Source organism: Mycobacterium sp. NGS22 (assembly GCF_059813095.1).
On sequence record NZ_JCALDY010000020.1, the window covers coordinates 41204 to 65310 of the forward strand.

Below are 24107 nucleotides of genomic sequence, written 5' to 3' on the forward strand. Positions count from 1 at the left end.
ATTTCGGCCATGTTGCGCCTGAGAACGGTGAGCTCGGCGCTGTTGTCGTTCGGACTGGTGTGCTGCGGACAGTCGGTCGCCGGCGCGACTCCCGAGCCCGACAGCGGGCAGACCCCGGTCCCGGCGGCGCCCGCCGCGACGCCACAACAGAGCTGGGGCTCCTGCCGCGACCTCGTCGGAGACACCACCGACATACCCACCGCGCAGTGCGCCACGGTGGCGGTGCCCGTCGACTACGACAAACCCGCCGGAGCGCAAGCGAAGCTCGCGGTGATCCGAATCCCGGCTTCCGGGCAGCGGATCGGATCGCTGTTGGTCAACCCGGGCGGGCCCGGCGCGTCCGCGGTGGACATGGTCGCCGGCATGGCGCCCAACCTTCAAGACACCGACATCGCCCGGCATTTCGATCTGGTCGGATTCGACCCGCGCGGGGTGGGCCACTCGACGCCGGAACTGCGCTGCCGCACCGACGCCGAGTTCGACGCCTACCGGCGCGATCCGATGGTGGACTACAGTCCCGCCGGAGTCGCGCACATCGAGCAGTTGTACCGGGAAATCGCCCAGCACTGCGCAGACCGGCTGGGTCAGGCATTCCTGGCCAACATCGGCACGGCGTCGGCCGCGCGCGACATGGACCTGGTGCGTCAGGCGCTGGGCGACGAGCAGATCAACTACCTCGGCTACAGCTACGGGACCCAGCTGGGCACCGCCTATATCGAGAGGTTCGCACCGCACGTGCGGGCGATGGTGCTCGACGGCGCCATCGACCCGATGATCGGCCCGATCGACCAGACCGTCAACCAGATGGCGGGCTTTCAGACCGCGTTCAACGACTACGCCGCGGACTGCGCGAAGTCGACCGCCTGCCCGCTGGGCACCGATCCAGCCCAATGGGTGAGCCGCTACCACGCCCTGATCGACCCGCTCGTCGCCAAGCCGGGCAAGACTTCGGATCCGCGTGGCTTGAGCTACGCCGACGCGACCACCGGCACCATCAACGCGCTCTACACGCCCCAGCACTGGAAGTATCTGACCAGCGGCCTGCTGGGACTGCAGCGCGGCACCGACGCGGGAGACCTGCTGCTGCTGGCCGACGACTACAACGGCCGGGACAAGCAGGGGCACTACGACAACGGCCAGGATGCGTTCAACGCGATCCGATGTGTCGACGCGCCGACACCGACCGACGCCGCGTCCTGGGTTTCGGCCGATCGGCGCCTCCGCGAGGTGGCCCCCTTTTTGAGCTACGGCCAGTTCACCGGTGCCGCTCCCCGCGACATCTGCGCGTTGTGGCCGGTGCCGGCGACCTCCACGCCGCACACTGCGGCACCGGCCCCGCCGGGCAAGGTCGTCGTCGTCTCGACCACGCACGACCCGGCCACCCCCTACCAGGCCGGCGTCGACCTGGCCCGGCAATTGGGCGGCACACTGATCACCTACGACGGAACCCAGCACACCGCGGTGTTCGACGGCAACAATTGCGTGGACGCGGCCGTGGTCCGCTACTTCCTCGATCTGACGCTGCCGCCACCCAATTTGCGCTGCCAGGGATGAGCACCGCAACGCGTCTGGCGAGGCATCGGTAACACGGATTTAACAGAGCATGCCTAGGGTGCGGGTATGGATCGGCAGAAGGAGTTCGTCCTCCGCACGCTGGAAGAGCGCGACATCCGTTTCGTCCGGCTGTGGTTCACCGACGTGCTCGGGTATCTCAAGTCGGTTGCGATAGCGCCGGCTGAACTCGAAGGGGCCTTCGAAGAGGGCATCGGCTTCGACGGATCGTCGATCGAAGGCTTCGCCCGGGTGTCGGAATCCGACACCGTCGCGCACCCCGACCCGTCGACCTTCCAGGTGCTGCCGTGGGCCGACAAAACCGACCACTACCACTCGGCCCGGATGTTCTGCGACATCACCATGCCGGACGGCTCGCCGTCCTGGGCGGACCCGCGCCACGTGCTGCGGCGCCAGTTGCAGAAGGCCAACGACCTCGGGTTCTCCTGCTACGTGCACCCCGAGATCGAGTTCTTCCTGCTGCAGCCCGGTCCGGAGGACGGGTCGGAGCCGGTGCCTATCGACAACGCCGGATACTTCGACCAGGCGGTGCACGAGTCCGCGTCGAAGTTCCGCCGCCACGCGATCGACGCGCTGGAATTCATGGGCATCTCGGTGGAATTCAGCCATCACGAAGGTGCGCCCGGACAGCAGGAGATCGACCTGCGGTTCGCCGATGCGCTGTCGATGGCCGACAACGTGATGACCTTCCGCTACGTCATCAAAGAGGTGGCGCTGGACGAAGGCGTGCGCGCGTCGTTCATGCCCAAGCCGTTCGGACAGCACGCGGGTTCGGCGATGCACACCCACATGAGCCTGTTCGAGGGCGACGTGAACGCCTTCCACAGCGACGACGACCCGCTGCAACTGTCCGAAGTCGGAAAGTCCTTCATCGCCGGGATACTCGAACACGCCTCGGAGATCAGCGCCGTCACCAACCAGTGGGTGAACTCCTACAAGCGACTGGTGCACGGCGGTGAGGCGCCGACCGCGGCGTCCTGGGGCGCGGCCAACCGCTCCGCGCTGGTGCGCGTTCCGATGTACACCCCGCACAAGACGTCGTCGCGGCGGGTCGAGGTGCGTAGCCCCGACTCGGCGTGCAACCCCTACCTGACGTTTGCGGTGCTGCTGGCCGCCGGACTGCGCGGCGTGGAGAAGGGTTACGTGCTGGGCCCGCAGGCCGAGGACAACGTCTGGGACCTCACACCCGAGGAACGCCGCACCATGGGCTACCGCGAACTGCCGTCCAGTCTGGACAACGCATTGCGTGCCATGGAATCCTCCGAGCTGGTCGCGGAGGCGTTGGGGGAGCACGTATTTGACTTCTTCTTGCGCAACAAGCGCGCGGAGTGGGCCAACTACCGCAGCCACGTCACGCCGTTCGAGCTGCGCTCCTACCTGTCGCTGTAGCTGATCGGCGACCGACAGGCCCACTGCGCTACCGTCATTGTCGTGGGCGCCACTCCTCATCGCTTCGCTCTGCATTGTCGTCGGCGCGTGTCGTGACCAAGCCGACGACGCAGCGACCCAAGCTGCCCAGCGTCGGCCGTCTCGGACTGGTGGACCCGCGAGCCGGTGCTCAGCTGTCCCAACTGGGGTGGGACCGCCACGACGACCAGGCGCACGTCGATCTGCTCTGGTCGCTGTCCCGCGCGCCGGACGCCGACGCTGCGTTGCGTGCGCTGATCCGGCTCTCGGAGAATCCCGACGCCGACTGGGACGAACTGAACGCGGCACTGCTGACCGAGCTCGGCCTGCGCGGTCGGTTGTTCGCGGTGCTGGGTTCCTCACTGGCGCTGGGAGATCATCTGATCGCCAACGCCCAGTCGTGGAAACTGTTGCGGGGCAAGGTCGAACTGCCGTCCCGCGCCGAGTTGCGCGCGGCGTTCCTGGAATGCGCCGAGGAATCCTCGGGCGCGCCCGCTACGGTCGTGCACCGGTTGCGGGCGAAGTACCGCGATCAACTGTTGGTCCTGGCCGCGCTGGATTTGGCCGCGACGGTGGAGGACGAGCCGGTGCTGCCGTTCACCACGGTCGCCGCGCAGCTCTCCGACACCGCCGACGCCGCCCTGGCGGCCGCGTTGCGCGTGGCCGAGAACACGGTGTGCGGCGACCGCACAGCACCGCGGCTGGCCGTCATCGCGATGGGCAAATGCGGTGCGCGCGAACTGAATTACGTCAGCGACGTGGACGTGATCTTCGTCGGCGAGCGTGCCGACCCGATCAGCAACCGCGTCGCCGGGGAGATGATGCGGCTGGCGTCGGAGGCGTTCTTCGAAGTCGACGCGGGGCTACGCCCGGAGGGTCGCAGCGGTGAACTGGTCCGGACGCTGGAGTCGCACGTCGCGTACTACCAGCGTTGGGCCAAGACCTGGGAGTTCCAGGCGTTGATGAAAGCCCGGCCCGCGGCCGGGGACCCCGAACTCGGCGAGCGATACCTCGAAGCGTTGATGCCGATGGTGTGGACCGCCTGCGAGCGCGAGGATTTCGTGCCCGAGGTGCAGGCCATGCGGCGCCGGGTGGAACGGCTGGTGCCCGCCGACATCCGCGGCCGTGAGCTCAAACTCGGCAGCGGCGGGTTGCGTGACGTGGAGTTCGCCGCGCAACTGCTGCAGTTGGTGCACGGCCGCAGCGACGACTCGCTGCACGTCGCCTCCACGGTGGACGCGCTTACGGCGTTGGGTGAGGGCGGCTACATCGGGCGCGAGGATACGGCGAACATGATCGCCTCCTACGAGTTCCTGCGACTGCTCGAGCACCGGCTGCAACTGCAGCGGCTCAAGCGCACCCATCTGCTGCCCGAGCCCGACGACGACGAGGCGGTGCGCTGGCTGGCCCGCGCGGCGCACATCCGCCCCGACGGACGCCACGACGCGGCCGGGGTGTTGCGCGAGGAACTCAAGCACCAGAACGTCCGGGTCTCCCGGCTGCACGCCAAGTTGTTCTATCAGCCGCTGCTGGAGTCCGTCGGCCCGGCCGGGCTGGAGATCGCCGGCGGCCGCATGACCCCGGAGGCCGCGGCGCGTCAATTGGGCGCGCTGGGTTACGAGGCGCCGCAGATCGCGCTGAAGCACATGTCGGCGCTGGTCAACCTCAGCGGCCGGCGCGGCCGGGTGCAGTCGGTACTGATGCCGCGACTGCTGGACTGGCTGTCCTACGCGCCCGACCCCGACGGCGGGCTGCTGGCCTACCGCAAACTCAGCGAGGCGCTGGCCGCCCAGACCTGGTACCTGGCGACGCTGCGCGACAAACCGACCGTGGGCCGGCGTCTCATGCATGTGCTCGGCACGTCGGCGTTCGTCCCCGACCTGTTGATGCGCGCACCGGAGGTCATCCAGTCCTACGGAGACGGCGCGTCCGGGCCCAAGCTGCTCGAGACCGAGCCTGTGGCGGTGGCGCGCGCGCTGGTCGCCTCGGCGGGACGCTACAGCGACCCGGCGCGGGCCGTCAGCTCCGCGCGGACGCTGCGCCGTCGCGAGCTGGCCCGCATCGGCTCGGCGGACCTGTTCGGGATGCTCGAAGTCCGGGAGGTGTGCGCCGCGCTGACCTCGATCTGGGTCGCCGTGCTGCAAGCCGCGCTCAATGCGGTGGTGCGCGCCAACCTGCCCGAGGACGGGTGCGCGCCGGCGGCGCTTGCGGTCATCGGGATGGGTCGGCTGGGTGGCGCGGAACTGGGCTACGGCTCGGATGCCGACGTGATGTTCGTCTGCGAGCCGACCGCGGGCGTGCCGGACTCCCAGGCGGTGAAGTGGGCGACGACGGTCGCCGAGCAGGTCCGCAAGCATTTGGGGACACCCAGCGTGGATCCGCCGCTGGAGGTCGACGCCAACCTGCGGCCGGAGGGCCGCAACGGCCCGCTGGTCCGCACCCTGGCCTCGTACGAGGCCTACTACGCGCAGTGGGCGCAGCCGTGGGAGGTGCAGGCCCTGCTGCGCGCGCACGCGGTGGCCGGCGATCCGGAGCTGGGCAGACGGTTCCTGCTGATGATCGACAAGACGCGCTATCCCGCCCACGGGGTGTCGGCCGAGACGGTGCACGAGATCCGCCGGATCAAGGCGCGCGTGGAGTCCGAGCGGTTGCCGCGCGGCGCCGACCCGAACACCCACACCAAGCTGGGCCGCGGCGGCCTGGCCGACATCGAGTGGACCGTGCAGCTGCTGCAGCTGCAGCACGCCCACGAGATCGAAGCCCTGCACAACACTTCGACGTTGCAGTCGCTGGACGTGATCGCCGAGACCGGTCTGGTCGACCACGACGAGGTCGACCTGTTGCGGCAGGCGTGGCTGACCGCCACCGCCGCCCGCAACGCGCTGGTGCTGGTCCGGGGCAAGCCCACCGACCAGCTGCCCGGACCGGGACGTCAGCTCAACGCCGTGGCGGTCGCCGCCGGGTGGCACAACGACGACGGCGGAGAATTCTTGGACAACTATCTTCGGGTGACGCGACGGGCGAAAGCGGTGGTGCGCAAGGTGTTCGGCAGTTGAGTCAGGAGATGGGGGCGCTGGGCGGCGTCGACTTCGAGGAGTTGAGCGCCGCGGAGGCGGGCCGGGTGACCGCCTTGTATGCGCCGCTGGCGCAGGCCGTCCGGGAACTCCTGGACGCGACCATCCGCACCGAGGCAGACGACGACGCCGTCGCCGCGGCGACGGCCACGATCGCGGAGGTCACCGAGTCGCTGCGGCAACGAACCCGCCCCGGCAGGGTCAGCTACCGAGTCGGCGACCGTCCCCTGCCGTTGGGCAATGCCGTTGTGGGCGTGTGCAATCCGATCGCGCCACCGATCGTCGTGCAGCACGAAGGCGGTGGGAGGTGCTGGTCCGAATTCGTCCTCGGCTGCGCCTACGAGGGTCCACCCACACTGGTGCACGGTGGCGTCAGCGCGTTGGTGCTCGACCACATGCTCGGCGAGGCGGCCAGCGAGGGACTCTCCAAGCCGCGTTTCACCGGAACTATCACGGTGAAGTATCTGCGCGGCACTCCGCTGGGGCCGCTGCGTTGTGACGCCTGGATCGAGCGCAAAGAGGGCGTCAAAGTGTTTGCGCGGGGCACCATTTCGGATGCCACAGGTGTCACGGTCGAAGCCGACGGTGTCTTCATCGAGCCTTCTTGGGTGAGGAACGGGCAGTGAAGTTCTACGTCAGCAGCGCGTTCCTGAACACCCCGGAGATCATCGAAATAGCCAAGGCCGCAGACGAACTCGGCTACGACGGCATCGGCATCCCCGACCACGTCGTCAACCTGGAGACGCTGGAGACCCCGTACCCGTACACCAAGGACGGGCAACGACGCTGGCAGCCGTTCACCGACTGGCCCGATCCCTGGGTTCTCATCGGTGCGCTCGCACAGGTCACCACGCGGTTGAAATTCGTCAACACGGTCTACATCCCGGCGATGCGCAATCCCTATTCGGCGGCCAAAGCCATTGGCACCGCAGCCGTTTTGGCTTCCGGCCGGGTGGAGTTGGGTATCGGCGTGGGCTGGTGCCGCGAAGAGTTCACCCTGATGGGGGAGCAGTTCGAGGCGCGCGGCAAACGCACCGACGAGATGATCGAGTTGATGCGGGCGCTATGGCAACCGGGCTGGACCGAATTCGAGGGCCGGTTCTACCAGGCGCCCCGCCTGGAGATGCAGCCGACGCCGCCGCCGATACCGGTGTACGTCGGCGGCCTCAGCGACATCGCGCTGCGCCGTGCCGCCCGCCACGACGGTTGGATCGGGGATCTGATCAAGACCGAGCGTGCCGTGGAAGCCGTCGTCCGGCTGCGCCAGCTGCGGGACGAAAACGGTTTGTCCATGGACGGTTTCACGGTCCTGACCCCGCTGACCGACGCGTTCACCGCCGTCGACTACCGGCGCGCCGAGCAGGCCGGCATCACCGGCATCATCACCATGCCGTGGATGTTCTACAGCGGCCCGGACGCTTCACTGTCGGACAAGATCGACGGCATGCGGCGCTTCCGCAAGGATCTGGGTCTCGACGGGTGATGATCATCGGGCGCCGCCCGAAGCTCTGAGGTGTCGGTCACCTGACCTGAACGGCGGTCTCGAGACTGACTTCGGCGATATCGGAATGGCTCCGGCCGCCGGTGGCGCCCAGAGTGCTTATCCAAACCAACACGAATGTCGTTGGCGCGGAGGCGGTTACCGGAATGACGTTGTGGCCGGGATGCACGGCGGTGGGGGGACTGAGTTCGGCGGTGTCGGAGAGCTTCGCGGGCGTTGCCGTCGCCGATGACCGGATCTGTATCACGGTGCCGGTGCTGTTCAGGTCGACGGTGACAGTGCTGAGCGATGTCGGTTGCGGAGCCTGCAATAGCAGTCCCACACCGTCCTTGAACCTGGGGAACGGCTGCGGGTCGAAGTAGGTGTCGGTCGACCAGGCGGTGCCGGGGTTGCCGTCGATCGCCAGGCCTGCGGAATCCGGACTGTCCGGCGCACCGCCGGGGGAGAACACCACTGCCTGAAGCGGTTTGAGCGGTCCCGGGCCGGCTGCCACCAGTGTCGGCAGGGCCGAGGGCTGGGACGCTTGGGTCGCCTGGAGCCCCAGCTTGTGCCCGTCCATCGCGACGTCGGTGTCCAAGACGCCTACCACCCGGCTGAGTGTGGTGGCGAAGCTGAGCAACAGCACCAGGACGATCGCCGCCGCCGTCCCGAGGCACGTCTTGACGAGCTGACGGCGCGCGTGTTCGGCCCGCTCGGCCGGCCCGAAATTGCGGAAGCCGGCGTAGCTACCCGGGGCGGGTACCGCAAGCAGCTCCTGAGTCGTGGCGGGATCCGCGGCGTGTTTGGCTTCGGCACTGGCTTCGCGCAGCAACGTCGTGAGTGTCTTGGCGCTGCGGATACCCTCTCCGTCACGAACCAGGCCGGCGGCGGTGGACGAGATGAGGAAGGGAACACGCGGGTCGAAGGCTGCGGGTTCCTTGATGCGACCTTCGGCATCCAGTTCGGCGTGACGCCAATCCTGGCTCACACCTTCGGTTTTGAAGGGCCAGCGGTTGACCAGCAGGGCATACATGACCGCACCGATGCCGCGGAGGTCGTCACGTGCGGTCGCGTCCGGCAGCGTCGCAGGAAAGGCCAACGCGGCACGACCGTCCCTGCTTACCCGGATCCGAGCCGGATGGTCGATGGACAGCATCAATCCAGCCCGATGCGCGGCTTCTGCGGCTTCGGCAAGCGATGACACGGCATCTGCGGCGCGGGCGGGCGACAGGCCGATATCGGCTACCTCTCTCAAGGTGGCACCGCGTAGCCATTCGGAGACCACCACCCCGCCGCAGTAGTCGCGACCCACGTCGATCACCGTTGCCAGGTGGGGCGAGTCGATGCCCCGCAGACTCGCGGTGCGGGGAAGGATCGCATCGACAGTCGCTTTGGGCAGGTCATTCTCCGGATCGACGACCGTGACCGCCAGATGCTGCCCCGTGACCGTGTCGGCGGCTTGCCAAAATTGCAGATGCGGCGACTCGCCGTAGAACAGCATCAACCGGATCCGGCCGCTTGCGATGGTGGCGCCCGCGACCAGGGGGTTCCGCTCTCCACTGGGCGAACGCGGTTCGGTCCACAGATAGGAGATCCGTGTCGTCGCCTCCGGCGCAAAGGGCTGGCTGCCGGTCATCGCTTCGTCTCGTTCCCGCAAGGCGTCGATCGCATCGCCCGGGACGCGAACCGATGCTGTGAATGGTTGCTCATTCACATAGCCGCGCCTGTGCCGTCCCAAACCCCTACGCGGCTGCTCGCCGATTGCCTCGTTGCCGACGACGGCGACCGACAAAGACGAAACCACCCGTGCCGCAACGGATTGCGGCGCGGGTGGCTTCGTCGGAAAGGGGTCCAGCAGGGGGTGATACGGGTTACACGTCGTAGTACAGCGCGAACTCGTACGGGGTCGGCCGGATCTGGACCGGCAGGATCTCGTTCTCCCGCTTGAAGTTGATCCAGGTCTCGATCAGGTCCGTCGTGAACACCCCACCCTCGGTGAGGTACTCGTGGTCCTCCTCGAGCCGGTCGATCACCGCCGACAGCTGCGTCGGAGCCTGCGGGATGTTGGCGGCCTCCTCCGGCGGCAGTTCGTAGAGGTCCTTGTCGACCGGTGCCTGCGGCTCGATCTTGTTCTTGATGCCGTCCAGGCCGGCCATCAGCATGGCCGAGAACGCCAGGTACGGGTTGCCCGACGAGTCGGGGCAGCGGAACTCCAGCCGCTTGGCCTTCGGGTTGCTGCCGGTGATCGGGATGCGGACACACGCCGAGCGGTTGCGCTGGCTGTACACCAGGTTGATCGGGGCTTCGTAGCCCGGCACCAGGCGCTTGTAGGAGTTCACCGTCGGGTTGGTGAACGCCAACAGCGACGGCGCGTGGTGCAGCAGACCGCCGATGTAGTGGCGTGCGGTGTCCGACAGGCCGGCGTACCCGGTCTCGTCGTACATCAGCGGGGTGCCGTCCTTCCACAGCGACTGGTGGGTGTGCATGCCCGAGCCGTTGTCACCGAACAGCGGCTTGGGCATGAACGTGACGGTCTTGCCGTTCTGCCACGCGGTGTTCTTGACGATGTACTTGTACAGCTGCATGTCGTCGGCGGCGTGCAGCAGCGTGTTGAACTTGTAGTTGATCTCGGCCTGACCGCCGGTGCCGACCTCGTGGTGGCCCTTCTCCAGGCTGAACCCGGCGTTGATCAGGTTGGTGAGCATCTTGTCGCGCAGGTCGACGTAGTGGTCGACGGGCGCCACCGGGAAATACCCACCCTTGGGGCGGACCTTGTACCCGCGGTTGGGGCTGCCGTCGGCCTCGTTCGGGGCGCCGGTGTTCCACCAGCCCGAGATGGCATCCACCTCGTAGAACGAACCGTTGGTGCGTGAGTCGAAGCTCACCGAGTCGAAGATGTAGAACTCGGCCTCGGCGCCGAAGTAGGCGGTGTCGGCGATGCCGGTGCTGATCAGGTAGTTCTCGGCCTTGCGGGCGACGTTGCGGGGGTCGCGGGAGTAAGGCTCGAGGGTGAACGGGTCGTGCACGAAGAAGTTCAGGTTCAGCGTCTTGGCTTCGCGGAACTGGTCGATCTTCGCCGTGACGGGGTCCGGGAGCAGCAGCATGTCGGACTCGTGGATCGACTGGAAACCGCGGATGGACGAGCCGTCGAAGGCCAGGCCGTCCTCGAACACGCTCTCGTCGAAGAACGAAATCGGGATCGTGAAGTGCTGCATGATTCCCGGCAGGTCGCAGAAACGGACGTCGACAAACTCGACGTTTTCGTCTTTGGCAAGTTTGAAGACGTCGTCGGGCGTCTTATCCGTCACAGAAGGCTCCTTTTACTCGGTGATTCGCGGCCGACGCTAGGGACGTGTTGTTACAAGTCCGTCAACCCCGTATTGCGCGGGCGTTACGTACCACGGCACCGCAGCAGAGCTCGGGCAAGTCCGGAGCCCTATTGTTGAAGCCATGGCCCGCAAGATCGTAACCGGTCACGTGTCAGTGCGGCACTGCGCTGTACCGGCACCCGGACATGTGGTGACCGGACGAACACGGTGACGCAGGAATCGACTGCCGGTTATCCGGGTCAGGCGCTGGGCTTGCCGCAGTCCGGGTCGGGTTCGCTGGCCCCGATGGGGCGCCGGTTGCTGGCCCTGCTGGTCGACTGGCTGATCGCGGGCGGGCTTGCGCTGCTGGCTCTGACGCTCGGTGCGATCCCGGACACGGTCTTGTCCACGATGCAGTTGGTCGTCTGGCTGGTGCTGGGTGCGGTGTCGGTGCGACTGTTCGGTGTCAGTCCCGGTCAGCTGGTGCTGGGACTGCAAGTGGCGGCCGTGGACGGTCGGCTGCCGATCGGCATCGGACGGTCCTTGGCACGTGGCGTGCTGATCTTCCTGGTGGTCCCACCGCTGTTCACCGATGCCGACGGGCGGGGGCTGCAGGACCGGCTGACCAACACCGCGATACTGCGACGCTGACGGGCGTGGGCTATTTGCGGCGCACGGTGCGCTGGACGCCGCGCATCTTGCCCGAGTTCGGCAGCGGCCCCTTCGGCAGCATGCCGGTCCCGGCCCGCGATCCCAGCGCGGCCAACCGCGACTCCAATGAGTCCATCTGCTTGGCGGAGATGTTGGCCGGCAGCCGGGTCAGGTGACGCTCCAGCTTGGCCAGCGGAATCTCGCCCTCGCCGTTGCCGACGATGATGTCGTAGATCGGAATGTCGCCCACGATGCGCGCCGTGCGCTTCTTCTCCTGCGCCAGCAGCGGCTTGACGCGGCCCGTCGACCCTTCCCCGACGAAGATGACCCCGGGCCGGCCGATCACCCGGTGTACCGCGTCGAAGTGACCGGTCTGCGCCACCCCGGGGGTCACCCGCCACTTCCCGCGCATGTTGTCCAGCACCCATGCCGCCGCCCCGGCCTGGCCCTCGGCTTGGCGGTAGATGCTCTTCTGGGCGCGGCGTCCGAAGATGATGAACGCCACCAGCGCGCCCAGCACCAGGCCGAATACCGGCATCATGATTGCGGTGAGACCGCCGGCCCAAATCCCGACCCCCACCGACGTGCCGGCGATCAGCACGAAAGCGACGATCATGTACGGCAACAGCCGCTTGTCCTGCTTGCGCTGGATGTTGAACGCCTGCCACAGCTGCTTGCGACGGTCTCTGGACGCCGCCTTGCGGGCGGCCGTCGCCTCGGCCTTGGCGGCCTTGTTCTCGGCAACAGTTCGGGGTTTGGCCATAGTCACCAAGGATACGTACGCGCCGGTTACCCGGGCGTCGAGGTGCGCGCGGTGCGGGCCTGTTCGTAGAGCCGCCCGGCCCGATACGAGGAGCGCACCAGCGGCCCGGCCAACACGCCGGCGAAGCCCAACCCCTCGGCGTATTGCGCGAAGCCGACGAACTCCTCGGGAGTGACCCACCGTTCGACGGGATGGTGTCGGGCCGACGGGCGCAGGTACTGGGTGATGGTGACGATGTCGCAACCCGCCGCGTGCAGATCGGCCAGCGCGATGCGCACCTCGTCGGGAGTTTCGCCCAGGCCGAGGATGAGATTGCTCTTGGTGACCAGGCCGGCCTCGCGCGCCGCGCCCAGAACGTCCAGGCTGCGCTGGTAAGTGAACGCCGGCCGGATCCGCTTGAAGATGCGCGGCACGGTTTCGACGTTGTGCGCCAACACTTCTGGACGTGATTCGAAAACCTCGGCGAGCCGGGCGGATTCGCCGTTGAAGTCGGGGACCAGCAGTTCGACACCGGTGTCGGGGTTCAGCTCCTTGATGGCGCGCACCGTCTGCGCATACAGCCAGGCCCCGCCGTCGGGCAGGTCGTCGCGGGCGACTCCGGTGACGGTGGCATACCGCAACCCCATGGTCTGGACGCTCTCGGCGACCCGGCGCGGTTCGTCGCGGTCGAGGTCGGCCGGCTTTCCGGTGTCGATCTGACAGAAGTCGCACCGGCGGGTGCACTGGTCGCCGCCGATCAGGAAGGTGGCTTCCCGGTCCTCCCAGCATTCGAAGATGTTGGGGCAACCGGCTTCCTCGCAGACCGTGTGCAGACCCTCGCGCCGGACCAGGCTCTTGAGCTCGGTGTACTCCGGCCCCATCCGGACCCGCGTCTTGATCCACGGCGGTTTGCGCTCGATGGGTGTCTGGGCGTTGCGCACCTCCAGACGCAGCAATTTGCGGCCTTCGGGTGCGACAGTCACGACGTCGATGTTACGCGGGTGATGTCGTGTTCCCGGACCGGAAGCAGACCGTCGAGTGCGGCGCAGACGGCGTCGGCGACGGCGCCGCGGACCTCCTCGACGGTGACCGTGCGCTGCAGTTCGGCAGACAACGACGTCACGCCGGCGTCGCTGATGCCGCACGGCACGATCGCGGTGAACGCAGCCAGGTCGCAGTCGCAGTTGAGCGCGAACCCGTGCAGCGTCGTCGCGCGTGCCACCCGGACTCCGATGGCGGCGACTTTGCGCGCCGGCCGGCCGGGGATCCACACTCCCGAGCGTCCCTCGACCCGCCCGGCTTCCACCCCGACCTCGCGGCACACCCGGATGAGGGCTTCTTCCAGACGCCGCACGTAATTCACCACGTCCAACGGCTCGGCCAGCCCGATGACCGGGTAGCCGACCAGCTGGCCGGGGCCGTGCCAGGTGATCTTGCCGCCGCGATCGGTGTCCACGACGGGAGTGCCGTCCAGCGGGCGTTCCTGCGGTTCGGTGCGACGTCCGGCGGTGTAGACGGCGGGGTGTTCCAGGAGCAACAGCGTGTCGGGGCCACCGGCGACCCGGGAGTCGGCCAACTCGCGCTGCAGTTGCCAGGCGGCACCGTAGTCGACGCTGCCCAGCTGGCGGATGTCGATCGCGCTGGTGGCGGCGCGGATCGACTCCGTCACCTTGGTCACGAACGCCAGGCTACCGGCCGGAGCCGCCCCGAGCGTCACGGCGGGGCATTGGCTTGGGTCGCTGTCGCGTTCGGTGTGAATCGTGGGCGTTCAGTGTGAATCGTGGGCTTCGCGAGTGAAGCCTGGGCGGAATCCCGGCCGATTTTCCCACCGTGGGTTCACTCCGAGAGCCGTCATTTCACAACCAACGCCGAGGATTCACGCTCAAGGCCGTGGACCGCTTCGAGCAAGCTCGCCGCGTGAACCGCCTGTGGAAGTTTCCTGGCATTTTGCGAGAAAGCCCCGCCGAACCTTGCTCAGACGCGCGCTAATCCCCGTCGCGGCGGGCGGTGGCGTAATGCAGCGCCTCACCGATCGTGTTGTGGTGGAACTGAAAACCGGCCCGCTCCAAGGCCGTCGGAATGGCCCGCTGACCGGTGAGCAGTCCCTCGTCGGCGAATTCACCGAGGGCCGCGCGCACCGCGAAGCCGGGCAGCACCAACGGAGTCGGGCGGTTGATCGCGCGCCCGAACGCGGTGGTGAACTCGGCGTTGGTGACCGGCGCGGGCCCGGTCATGTTGACCGGGCCGGACAAGGTGGGGTGCGAGATGGCGAACAGCAGCGCGCGCACCTGGTCTTCAAGGCTGATCCAGGACATGTACTGCCGGCCGCTGCCGAGCCGGGCGCCCAGACCGATCGAGAACACCGGACGCATCATCCGCAGCGCGCCGCCCGACGGGGCGACCACCACGCCGGTGCGGGCCAACACCACCCGGGTGCCCTCGTACTGGGCCGGCAACGTGGCCGCTTCCCAATCCACACACAGCTGAGCCAGGAATCCCCTTCCGGCCGGGGCGTTTTCGTCGACCACGCGGTCCTTGGTGTCGCCGTAGTAGCCGACCGCGCTGGCGTTGATCAGGGTGCCCACGCCGGCGTCGGCGACGGCGGCGGCCAGCACTTCGGTCGGTGCGATGCGGCTGTCCCGCAGGCTCTGCTTGAACGCTCCCGACCACCGCCGCTGGCCGACGTTGACGCCGCACAGGTTGACCACCACGTCGACGTCGACGAGCGCGTCGGGGTCGAACTCGCCGCCCTCTGGATCCCAGTGCAGCTCTTCGGAATTGGCCGGCGCGCGCCGCACGATCCGCAGCACGTCATGGTCGGCCGCGCGCAGCGCCGCGCGCAACGCCGAGCCGATCAATCCAGATGAACCCGCTATGGCGACAACGGCTTTGGCCACAGTACGGAAGCTTCCCTACAGTCCTAGATCGGCCTCGAAGGCACCCTCTTCGAGCCGGTGCTTGACGGTGGTGAGGAAGCGCCCGGCGTCGGCACCGTCGATGAGGCGATGATCGTAGGTCAGCGGCAGATAACTGATCGAGCGGACCCCGATCGACTCGTTGCCCAGGTCGTCGACGATCACCCGGGGCCGCTTGACGATGGCGCCGGTGCCCAGCATGGCGGCCTGCGGCGGCACCAGGATCGGGGTGTCGAACAGCGCGCCCTGGCTGCCGATGTTGGTGATGGTGAACGTGCCCCCGGAAAGCTCGTCGGGCTTGAGTTTGTTCGAGCGTGCCCGGGAGGCGATGTCGGCGATGGCGCGGGCCAGCCCGGCCAGCGACAGGTCGCCGGCGTTGTGGATGACGGGGGAGAGCAGCCCCTGCTCGGTGTCGACGGCGAACCCGAGGTGCTCGGCGTCGTAGTAGGTGATCTCCTTGCTCTCTTCGTTGTAGCTGGCGTTGACGTTGGGGTGTGCCTTGAGGGCGTCGATGACCGCGCGTGCGATGAACGGCAGATAGGTCAGGTTCACGCCCTCGCGTTCGGCGAACGCCGCCTTGGCCCGCGCGCGCAACGCCACGATCCTGGTCATGTCGACCTCGTGGGTCTGGGTGAGCTGGGCGGTGAGTTGCAGTGATTCGCGGGTCTTCTTGGCGGTGATCTGACGGATCCGGCTGGCCTTCTGCGTGGTGCCGCGCAGGTGCGCCAACGAGGACGTCGCGGCGGCAGGGGCTTTCTTCTCCGGCGCGGCTGCGGGCGCTTCGGCGGCGGGCGCGTCTTCCTTCGCTGTCTTCTTCTCGGCAAGCGCCAGCACATCCTGTTTGCGGATGCGGCCGCCCACGCCCGTGCCGGTCACCTCGGACAGGTCGATGTTGTTCTCCGAAGCCAACTTTCGCACCAGTGGAGTGACATACGGGGTGCCGTCGGATTCGGTGGGCTCTTTGTGAGTCGACGCGGGTTCGGCCTTGAGCGGCTCGTTGGCCTTTCCCTTTGGTTCCGCTTGGGATTCGTCCTCTGGCTCTTTTTTCGGTTCCTTATTGGGCTCTTTTTTCGGCTCTTCCTTGGCTTCTTCTTCTTTGGCTTCTTCTTTGGCCTCTTCCGGGGGCGCTTGCTTGGCGTCTTCCTCGGACTCGGGCTCTTTCTTCTGCTTCGGCTCGGACTCTTTCTTCGCCTCTTCCTTGGGCTCGGACTTCTTGGGTTTCGAGCCCGAGTCCTTGCTGCCGACGCGCGCCAACTCACCGCCGACCTCAACGACGTCGTCCTCTTCGGCGGTGATGCTGACCAGGACACCGGCCACCGGCGACGGGATCTCGGTGTCGACCTTGTCGGTGGACACCTCCACCAGCGGGTCGTCGACCTGCACCGAATCGCCGACGCTCTTCAGCCAGCGCGTCACGGTGCCTTCGGTGACCGACTCGCCGAGTTCGGGCATCAACACCGGGGTCGAATCCCCGTCGCCGGAATCCTCACCGGATTCGTCTTTCGCCGGCTCGGGCTCGGACTCGTCGTCGTCCTGCGCGGGCTCTTCCTCTTCGGCAACCGATTCCTGCTGGGCGGGCGCGCTGTCCTCGTCGCCGCCGTCGTCGGTGTCGTCTTGGGTGTCGTCGCTGTCTTCGGCGTCGCCGCTGTCTTCGGTGTCGTTGCTGTCTTCGCTGTCGTCGCTGTCGTCGCCGTCGGTGTCATCCTCGGAGTCACCGATGACGGCAAGCTCGCCGCCGACCTCGACCGTGTCGTCTTCCTGAGCGATGATCTTGGTCAGCACGCCCGCGGCCGGCGACGGGATCTCGGTGTCGACCTTGTCGGTCGAGACCTCGACCAATGGCTCGTCGACCTCGACCGTGTCGCCTTCCTGCTTGAGCCAGCGGGTCACGGTTCCCTCGGTGACGCTTTCACCAAGTGCCGGCATCTCAACGGAGAAGGCCATCTTTGTTGACTCCTCGATCGGTCGTCGGTCGGCACAGCTCGACCTCTGGCTTACCACATGGTCGTGCACCGGGTACGAAACCCGCGTGGATGTCAAAACTCATCCTGTCACGTGCGGTCGTCGCAGCACATGCAGGGCGCGTGACTGATCCACCGACCGGCGCCGCGCCGCTGCTACGGTGGGCCACTGGTACAGACAGCAAGTCGCAGGTGGCGGAGGTTCGATGCCGGCAACACAACACGCACCACAACAGTTCGTCGACAGCGCCGACGGCACCCGGATCGCCGTGTACGAAGAGGGCAATCGGGAAGGGCCGCCGGTGGTCCTGGTACACGGCTGGCCGGACTCGCACGTGTTGTGGGACGGGGTCGTACCGCTGCTCGCGCAACGATTCCGGATCATTCGCTACGACAACCGCGGCGTCGGATTGTCTTCGGCTCCCAAACCGGTCTCGGCCTACACGATGGCCCGATTCGCCGACGACTTCGCCGCGGTCATCGGCCAGTTGAGTCCCGGCCAACCGGTGCACGTGCTGGCTCACGACTGGGGTTCGGTCGGGGTGTGGGAGTACCTGACCCGGCCCGGCGCGGGCGACCGGGTCGCGACCTTCACCTCGGTGTCCGGGCCGGCGCACGATCAGCTGGTCCAGTTCATCTTCGGCGGTCTGCGGCAACCGTGGCGTCCGCGCAGATTCGCCCAAGCGGTCAGCCAGGCCGTGCGGCTGACCTATATGGCCTTCTTCTCGATCCCCGTGCTGGCGCCGCTGCTGCTGCGGTTGGCGTTTCGCAGTGCGGCGGTGCGGCGCGCCGTCGTCGACAACATCCCGGTCGAGCAGATCCGTCATTCCGACAACATCGCCAGCGACGCGGCGAACTCGGTCAAGGTGTACCCGGCCAACTACTGGCGCTCGTATTCCGGCAGCTTCCGCCGCCGCGGTGTGCATGTGGTCGACGTACCGGTGCAGCTCATCGTCAACACGCGCGACAAGTACGTGCGGCCGCACGGGTACGACGAGACCGCTCGCTGGGTGCCACGACTTTGGCGCCGCGACGTCCGGGCCGGCCACTTCTCGCCGATGTCGCACCCACAGGTGATGGCGGCCGCGGTGCAGGACTTCGCCGATCTCGCCGACGGCAAGCCGCCCAGCCGCGCGCTGCTGCGCGCCCAGGTGGGCCGTCCGCGCGGCGACTTCGGCGACACGCTGGTGTCGATCACCGGCGCCGGCAGCGGCATCGGGCGCGAGACCGCGCTCGCGTTCGCCCGGGAAGGCGCCGAGATCGTGATCAGCGACATCGACGAGGCCACCGTGAAAGAGACCGCCGCGCTGGTCGCGGACCGCGGCGGGGTCGCGCACGCCTATGTGCTGGACGTGTCGGACGCCGACGCGGTCGAGGCGTTCGCCGAGCGGGTGTGCGCCGAGCACGGGCTGCCCGACATCGTCGTCAACAACGCCGGGGTCGGGCAGGCCGGGGCGTTCTTGCATACCCCGGCCGAGCAGTTCGACCGGGTGCTGGGCGTCAACCTCGGCGGCGTGGTCAACGGCTGCCGGGCCTTCGGGCGCCGCCTGGCCGAGCGCGGCACCGGCGGGCACATCGTCAACGTGTCGTCGATGGCCGCCTACGCACCGCTCGGCTCGCTGAGCGCGTATTGCACCTCCAAAGCGGCGACGTTCATGTTCTCCGACTGCCTGCGCGCCGAGCTCGACGCCGCCGACGTCGGGCTGACCACCATCTGCCCGGGTGTGATCGACACCAACATCATCGCTACGACCCGGTTCGACACGCTGGTCGGGATTGACGACGAGCGGGTCGACGGCCGGCGCGGCCAGTTGGACAAGATGTTCGACATCCGCCGCTACGGTCCGGACAAGGTGGCCAACGCGATCCTGTCCGCGGTGAAGAAGAACAAGCCGATCCGGCCGGTCACCTTCGAGGCCTATGCGCTTTACGGCGTCTCGCGGGTGCTGCCCCAGGCACTGCGCAGCACCGCACGCGTGAAGGTGATTTAAGGCTGCGTGCCGACCGGTGCGCCCTCGGTGCGCCGAAGGGCGAACGCAGCGGCGATGCCGGCGATGCCGATCACCGTCAACGGGATCATCCACATCCGACGGCTCGACACCGACGACTGACACGCGCTCACGAAATCGGTGTGCGGGATGATCTGGTTGAGGATCGGGATGTTGGCGCCGTTCCTGTCGTTGGCGGCCCGCGCGCCGCTCAGGTCGCTGGCTATCCCATTGCCACAGCTAATCGTTCCGCCGTTGCTGTTGGACACCGTCACCGGGACAAGCAGGCCGATCACGCCGGCCAGCAAAAGTGCAGTACTTACTGCGATTATCAACCGTCGCACCGTCATCATCGGCCCTTCCCGCGCAGGGTTTTCCGTCGAGAAGATGTTTAGCCGCGTTCGACTACCGCTAAACGCGTGCGGGGTCGGTTCGGTCGAGGATGCCCCAGGAGCGGTAATTCGGCGCGGTCGGGGTATCCGGCAGGCGACGAACGAAGAAGGGACTTGCCGATGACGTTGACCGAGGAGCTGGCGACGACCCGGGACGTCGAGGCCTCCGTACTGGGTGCCCTCGCCGAACGGCTCGTGCCGGCTCAGGTCGCCTAGGCATGGAAGCCGTCGACGCCGTCGTCATCGGGGCCGGACACCACGGTTTGGTCGCGGCGGCGATGTTGGCCGACGCCGGCTGGGACGTGCTGGTGCTGGAGGCTCAACCCGAACCGGGTGGGGCGGTGCGCAGCGCCGAACTGACGCCGGGTTACATCACCGATCTGTTCAGTTCCTACTACCCGATGACGGTGGCGTCGCCGGCGATCACCGAGCTGCGGCTCGAGGAGCACGGCCTGCGCTGGTCGTACGCGCCGGCTGTGGTGGGGCACCCGCGCGACGGCGCGGACGACGACCCGCCCGTGCTCTACCCTGACCCGGCACGGACGGCTGCGGAGTTCGGCCGTCGTGAGCCCGCCGACGCCGACAACTGGTTGCGGGTAGTGGAGTTGTGGGACAAGGTCAAAGACCCACTGCTCAATGCGATGCTCTCACCGTTTCCACCGACTGGCGCTCTGCTGCAGTTGCTGCGCAAGCTCGGCACTTCCGAAGCGATACGCCTCGCCAATCTTCTTGTCCAGCCGGCTAATTCGATGGCCCAGCGGATGTTCGACGGCGAGGCGCCGCGAATCATGCTGCTGGGCAATGCAATGCACGCCGACATCCCGCCCGACGCCCCGGGCAGCGGCGTCATGGGCTTCCTGATGACGATGCTTGGTCAGGACGTCGGCTGGCCGGTGCCCGTTGGCGGCTCGGGGCAACTGACGGCAGCGCTGGTCAAGCGCGCATCGTCGGCGGGCGCACGCGTCGAGTGCAACCAGAACGTCGCCCGCATCCAGGTGCAGGGCGGCCGGGCGGTCGGAGTGACGACAGCGTCCGGCCGCACGGTTCGGGCGCGGCGCGCGGTGGTGGCCGATGTGACTGCGCCGCAACTGTTCTGCCAGATGCTGCCGCCGGACACGTTGCCGGACAGCCTGTTACAGGACCTCGAGCACTTCGAGTGGGATCCGCCGGTGGTCAAGGTCAACTATGCGTTGGACCGCCGCGTGCCCTGGCGTGCGGAGCAATTGCGCAGCGTCGGCACGGTCCATCTGGGCGCCGACGGCGACGGGTTGGTGCGCTGGATGGCGGACCTGAACACGCGGGTAGTGCCCGAGCGTCCGTTCATGCTGCTCGGTCAGACCACGACGGCGGATCCGACGAGATCACCGGAGGGCACCGAAAGTGTCTGGGCGTACACGCATTTGCCGCGGGATATCTACGACGATGAGTCGGCGGAGCGGCTGGCCGAGTCGATGGATCAGGTCATCGAGGAACATGCGCCGGGATTCTGCGCCGGGGTGATCCACCGCCACCTGCAGCGACCCTCGGATCTGGAAGCCAGTGACGCGAACCTGTATCGCGGCGCGGTCAACGGCGGGACCTCGCAGTTGCAGCAGATGCTGATCTTCCGTCCCGCGCCGGGAATGGGCCGGGCCGAGACGCCGATCGAGCGGCTGTACCTCGGCAGCGCGTCGGCATCGCCGGGCGGTTCGGTCAACGGCGCCTGCGGGCGCAACGCGGCCAAGGCCGCGCTGGCCGCCGACGGGGTGACCGGCTGGCCGCGGCGGAAGCTGAGCCGTGCGGTGATCTCGCTGCTGACGAAGTGACGCGTGAGCGCGCAGCCGTCGCCGAGCGTCACGCTGGCGCGGCATTCGCCGTCGAGCGCCACGCCAGCTTGACGCTCGGCGCGTAGAGAGCGGGGACAGGCGTCCGTCAGCCCTTTTCGCAGATGTCTTCCAGCACCGCGAACATGGTGCGGGTCGGGACGCCGGTGCCGCCCTTGGGTGAGTAACCCCAGGCGCTGCCGGTGTTGTAGGCCGGGCCGGCGACGTCGATGTGTGCCCATTGCACCGAGTCGGCGACGAATTCCCGCAGGAACACCCCCGCCACCAGCATCCCGGCGAACCGCTGCCCGCTGATGTTGGACAGGTCGGCCACGTTGGACTTCAAATCGTCCTTGAGTTCGTCGGGCAGCGGCATCGGCCAGCCGTTCTCGCCGACGCGCTGCGAGATCTCGGCAACCCGGTCCCGGAAGTCGTCGCTGCCCATCACCCCGGGAATGCGCGCTCCCAGCGCTACCGTCTGCGCACCGGTCAGCGTGGACGTCTCGATCAGATAATCCGGGTTGTCCTCACACGCCCGCACGATCGCGTCGGCCAGGATGAGCCGGCCCTCGGCGTCGGTGTTCTGCACCTCGACGGTGATGCCCCCGTACTGGGTCAGCACATCCCCGGGCCGCTGCGCGGTCGCCGACGGCATGTTCTCGGCCATCGGGACGGTCGCGATGACGTCGATCGGGAGCTCCCGCTGCGCGGCCAGAATCACGGTGGCGATCACCGCGGCCGCTCCGCCCATGTCCGAGGTCATGTGGTGCATCGAAGCGGCCGGCTTGATGGAGATGCCGCCGGTGTCGAACGTGACGCCCTTACCGACCAGCGCGACCTTCTTGGCCTGTCTGGCGTTCTTGGCCAGGCGCGAGCCGCGATGGGTCAGCCGCACCAACCGCGGCAGGCGCGAGGAACCCTGACCGACACCGATCAGCCCGCCGTACCCGGCCTTCTTCAGCTGCTTGTCGTCGAGGATCTCCACCTCGAGGCCGGCCGATTCGCCGAGTTCTTTGGCGCGTCTGGCGAATTCGGCAGGAAACAGATGGCTGGGCGGAGTGTTGACGAAGTCGCGCGCGGTGGCCACGGCGGCCGCCACTGCCGCACCGTGCGCGCTTTGCCGTTTGGCGTCCTTCGCGGTAGACAGCACGGTGATCCTGCGCAGCCCAGGGTCTTTCGGCGCCGTCTTGGCGCTGCGGAAAGCGCTGAACCGGTAACCCCCCAGGATCAAACCCTCGACCACCGCCGACGTCACGTCATGACCGGGCAGCTCACCCAGCGTCGTGATCACCGCCTCGGCTTTGCCCAGCGAACGCGCGGCCACACCGGCCGCGCGGCGCACCACGTCGGCCGGCCATTCGGTGCGGGCCTTGCCCAGGCCGACGGTCAGCACGCTGGCCACCGGCAACGACGACACCACCAGCCGGTGGGTCTGCTCGGTGCCCCCGGTGGCGCCCAGCGCCTGCAGGCCCGCCTCGATCTCGGTGACCGCCTCGGCCGGCAGCAACGTCTCGGCCGCAGCTACCTGAGCGCCGGTCTGCTCGTCGTCACCGGACGAGACGACCGGGACCAGTAACACCGCGGACCCGACCCCGCGTTTGGGCAGCGCGGTCGCGACGGTGACGGACGGGGGTTGGTAACCGGTGGTAGCCACGGGCAACCACCCTAGTCACTGCGGCCTAGGTTGGCTTCTCCGCCGGGTTGTCGAGCAGTTCGTAGGCCGGCACCGGAGCGTCGAAACCCTTGAGCGTCAAGGGTCCGACGGGGGCGCTGCGCCACTTCGGCAATGCGCCGTGCAGCGCCGAATCGACCAGGATCTGTCCCGGTGCTGCCGCCGAGACGAGTCGCGCGGCGAGGTTCACCGGGTTGCCGAAGTAATCGCCGTTGATGGCCAGCACCGTGCCGTGCGCCAGCCCGGCTCGCACCTGCAGTCCTTCCTCGCGTGCCTTGGGATGGCCGACGAGATCGAGCGCCGCCGTGGCGAGCTGTTCGGGTGACCCGCACACCCACATCACTTCGTCACCGATGAACTTGACCACCCGGCCGCCGTCGGCGTGCACCACGTCCGACACCGCTGCGGCGAACTCGTTGAGCAGTTCCGACAACTGCGCGGGGGTCAGCGCCTGGGTGAGCGCGGTGAACCCGGAGAGATCGGCAAAACCGATGCCGCACACCACGCTTGACGATGTGTCACGGATGACGCCCTCGAAGTGGGTGCGAGCACTGGTCAGGTGATGACGGTGCACGATGTCGATCAATGCCCCGATCCGCGGCACGAACTCGGCGATCGCGCGGTAGGCCTGGGCGGTGGCGAACTCGTCGTGGGTGTGGGTCATCTGGATGTCGGGGGCACCGAGGCGGATCATCGTCGACTCGGCTTCGGCGAGCCGGGCCATCGCGGCGCCCAGCACCCGCAGCAGCCCGAACGCGCCGTCCTCGCCCACCACACCCTTGAGCGCGACCCACGTCTGGAGCGCCTCGACGTCGGCTTGGCTCAGGGCGGGCACGTCGGAACCGGCGATGGTCAGCCCCAGCAACCCCCAGGCATGCGCCACCTCGCCGGCCGACAAACCGAGCTGCTCGGCGGCGGCCGCCACGGTGTAGATCGGGCGTCCCGACCAGCCCAGGACGTCCCCGGCCAGCCCGAACAGGCGCCCGCGCCGCTCAGCTTCGGCCATCTCCTCGACAGTGAAACCAAGCTCGTCCAGATACTTGATCAGGTCGGCGCGCTCGCGTGCGTTCGCGATTCCGGCGGCTTCCAGGCCATCCCAGTCGAACACCTGCCCAAGTTTGCCACCAGCGGCAGACATTAGGG

The 24107-nt window shown here is 67.7% G+C and carries 18 protein-coding genes; 8 read left to right on the forward strand and 10 right to left on the reverse strand.

The window, feature by feature from the left end:
• The 5 genes from AC5Y47_RS18560 to AC5Y47_RS18580 all read left to right on the forward strand — a co-directional run bounded on the left by AC5Y47_RS18560 (position 1) and on the right by AC5Y47_RS18580 (position 7536).
• Entirely contained in the window at positions 1-1554 is a 1554-nt protein-coding gene (locus AC5Y47_RS18560) for an alpha/beta hydrolase (RefSeq protein ID WP_499945755.1), read from the forward strand.
• Positions 1555-1620: 66 nt separating this feature from the next.
• Positions 1621-2961, forward strand: a complete 1341-nt coding sequence (gene glnA, locus AC5Y47_RS18565) for a type I glutamate--ammonia ligase (RefSeq protein WP_499945700.1) — start codon at positions 1621-1623, stop codon at positions 2959-2961.
• Between the two features lie 74 nt (positions 2962-3035).
• On the forward strand, positions 3036-6035 hold the full coding sequence (locus AC5Y47_RS18570) for a bifunctional [glutamine synthetase] adenylyltransferase/[glutamine synthetase]-adenylyl-L-tyrosine phosphorylase (RefSeq protein WP_499945701.1): 3000 nt from the start codon (positions 3036-3038) through the stop codon (positions 6033-6035).
• Positions 6032-6679 carry a PaaI family thioesterase gene (locus AC5Y47_RS18575; protein ID WP_499945702.1) on the forward strand — a complete coding sequence of 216 codons (648 nt, stop codon included), beginning with the start codon at positions 6032-6034 and terminating at the stop codon, positions 6677-6679. The genes AC5Y47_RS18570 and AC5Y47_RS18575 overlap by 4 nt, the downstream gene beginning before the upstream one ends.
• Complete coding sequence (locus tag AC5Y47_RS18580) at positions 6676-7536, forward strand: TIGR03619 family F420-dependent LLM class oxidoreductase (RefSeq protein ID WP_499945704.1); 861 nt, start codon at positions 6676-6678, stop codon at positions 7534-7536. The genes AC5Y47_RS18575 and AC5Y47_RS18580 overlap by 4 nt, the downstream gene beginning before the upstream one ends.
• 37 nt (positions 7537-7573) lie before the next feature.
• On the opposite strand, the gene AC5Y47_RS18585 is transcribed toward AC5Y47_RS18580, so the two are convergent.
• Both AC5Y47_RS18585 and glnA (AC5Y47_RS18590) read right to left on the reverse strand, forming a co-directional pair.
• A complete protein-coding gene (locus AC5Y47_RS18585; protein WP_499945705.1) occupies positions 7574-9169 on the reverse strand; it encodes a protein kinase family protein in 1596 nt (531 codons plus the stop codon).
• Positions 9170-9404: 235 nt separating this feature from the next.
• Positions 9405-10841, reverse strand: a complete 1437-nt coding sequence (glnA, locus tag AC5Y47_RS18590; RefSeq protein WP_499945707.1) for a type I glutamate--ammonia ligase — start codon at positions 10839-10841, stop codon at positions 9405-9407.
• A 228-nt stretch (positions 10842-11069) separates the two neighbouring features.
• Here glnA (AC5Y47_RS18590) and AC5Y47_RS18595 point away from each other — a divergent pair, with 228 nt between their 5' ends.
• Positions 11070-11492, forward strand: a complete 423-nt coding sequence (locus AC5Y47_RS18595) for an RDD family protein (RefSeq protein WP_499945709.1) — start codon at positions 11070-11072, stop codon at positions 11490-11492.
• Between the two features lie 10 nt (positions 11493-11502).
• Here the strand turns inward: AC5Y47_RS18595 and AC5Y47_RS18600 are convergent, their stop codons facing one another.
• From AC5Y47_RS18600 to sucB, 5 genes are all read right to left on the reverse strand, one after another.
• Entirely contained in the window at positions 11503-12255 is a 753-nt protein-coding gene (locus AC5Y47_RS18600) for a DUF4191 domain-containing protein (RefSeq protein WP_499945710.1), read from the reverse strand.
• Positions 12256-12281: 26 nt separating this feature from the next.
• On the reverse strand, positions 12282-13217 hold the full coding sequence (gene lipA / locus AC5Y47_RS18605) for a lipoyl synthase (protein ID WP_499945712.1): 936 nt from the start codon (positions 13215-13217) through the stop codon (positions 12282-12284).
• Entirely contained in the window at positions 13214-13903 is a 690-nt protein-coding gene (gene lipB / locus AC5Y47_RS18610) for a lipoyl(octanoyl) transferase LipB (protein ID WP_499945756.1), read from the reverse strand. Before lipB ends, lipA begins: the two co-directional genes overlap by 4 nt.
• 316 nt (positions 13904-14219) lie before the next feature.
• Complete coding sequence (locus tag AC5Y47_RS18615; protein ID WP_499945714.1) at positions 14220-15131, reverse strand: TIGR01777 family oxidoreductase; 912 nt, start codon at positions 15129-15131, stop codon at positions 14220-14222.
• 15 nt (positions 15132-15146) lie between these two features.
• Positions 15147-17093, reverse strand: a complete 1947-nt coding sequence (sucB, locus tag AC5Y47_RS18620) for a 2-oxoglutarate dehydrogenase, E2 component, dihydrolipoamide succinyltransferase (protein ID WP_499945715.1) — start codon at positions 17091-17093, stop codon at positions 15147-15149.
• A gap of 223 nt (positions 17094-17316) precedes the next feature.
• On the opposite strand from sucB, the gene AC5Y47_RS18625 reads away from it, so the two are divergent.
• A complete protein-coding gene (locus AC5Y47_RS18625) occupies positions 17317-19101 on the forward strand; it encodes an SDR family oxidoreductase (protein ID WP_499945716.1) in 1785 nt (594 codons plus the stop codon).
• Here AC5Y47_RS18625 and AC5Y47_RS18630 read toward each other — a convergent pair.
• Entirely contained in the window at positions 19098-19448 is a 351-nt protein-coding gene (locus tag AC5Y47_RS18630) for an aminopeptidase (protein ID WP_499945717.1), read from the reverse strand. The genes AC5Y47_RS18625 and AC5Y47_RS18630 overlap by 4 nt on opposite strands.
• Positions 19449-19708: 260 nt before the next feature.
• On the opposite strand from AC5Y47_RS18630, the gene AC5Y47_RS18635 reads away from it, so the two are divergent.
• Complete coding sequence (locus AC5Y47_RS18635; protein WP_499945719.1) at positions 19709-21295, forward strand: phytoene desaturase family protein; 1587 nt, start codon at positions 19709-19711, stop codon at positions 21293-21295.
• A gap of 106 nt (positions 21296-21401) precedes the next feature.
• On the opposite strand, the gene AC5Y47_RS18640 is transcribed toward AC5Y47_RS18635, so the two are convergent.
• Both AC5Y47_RS18640 and AC5Y47_RS18645 read right to left on the reverse strand, forming a co-directional pair.
• The gene (locus AC5Y47_RS18640) at positions 21402-22946 is read right to left on the reverse strand and encodes a leucyl aminopeptidase (RefSeq protein ID WP_499945720.1); all 1545 of its coding nucleotides are present in this window, start codon (positions 22944-22946) and stop codon (positions 21402-21404) included.
• A gap of 25 nt (positions 22947-22971) precedes the next feature.
• Positions 22972-24102, reverse strand: a complete 1131-nt coding sequence (locus AC5Y47_RS18645) for an adenylate/guanylate cyclase domain-containing protein (RefSeq protein ID WP_499945721.1) — start codon at positions 24100-24102, stop codon at positions 22972-22974.
• Between the last annotated feature and the right edge of the window lie 5 nt (positions 24103-24107).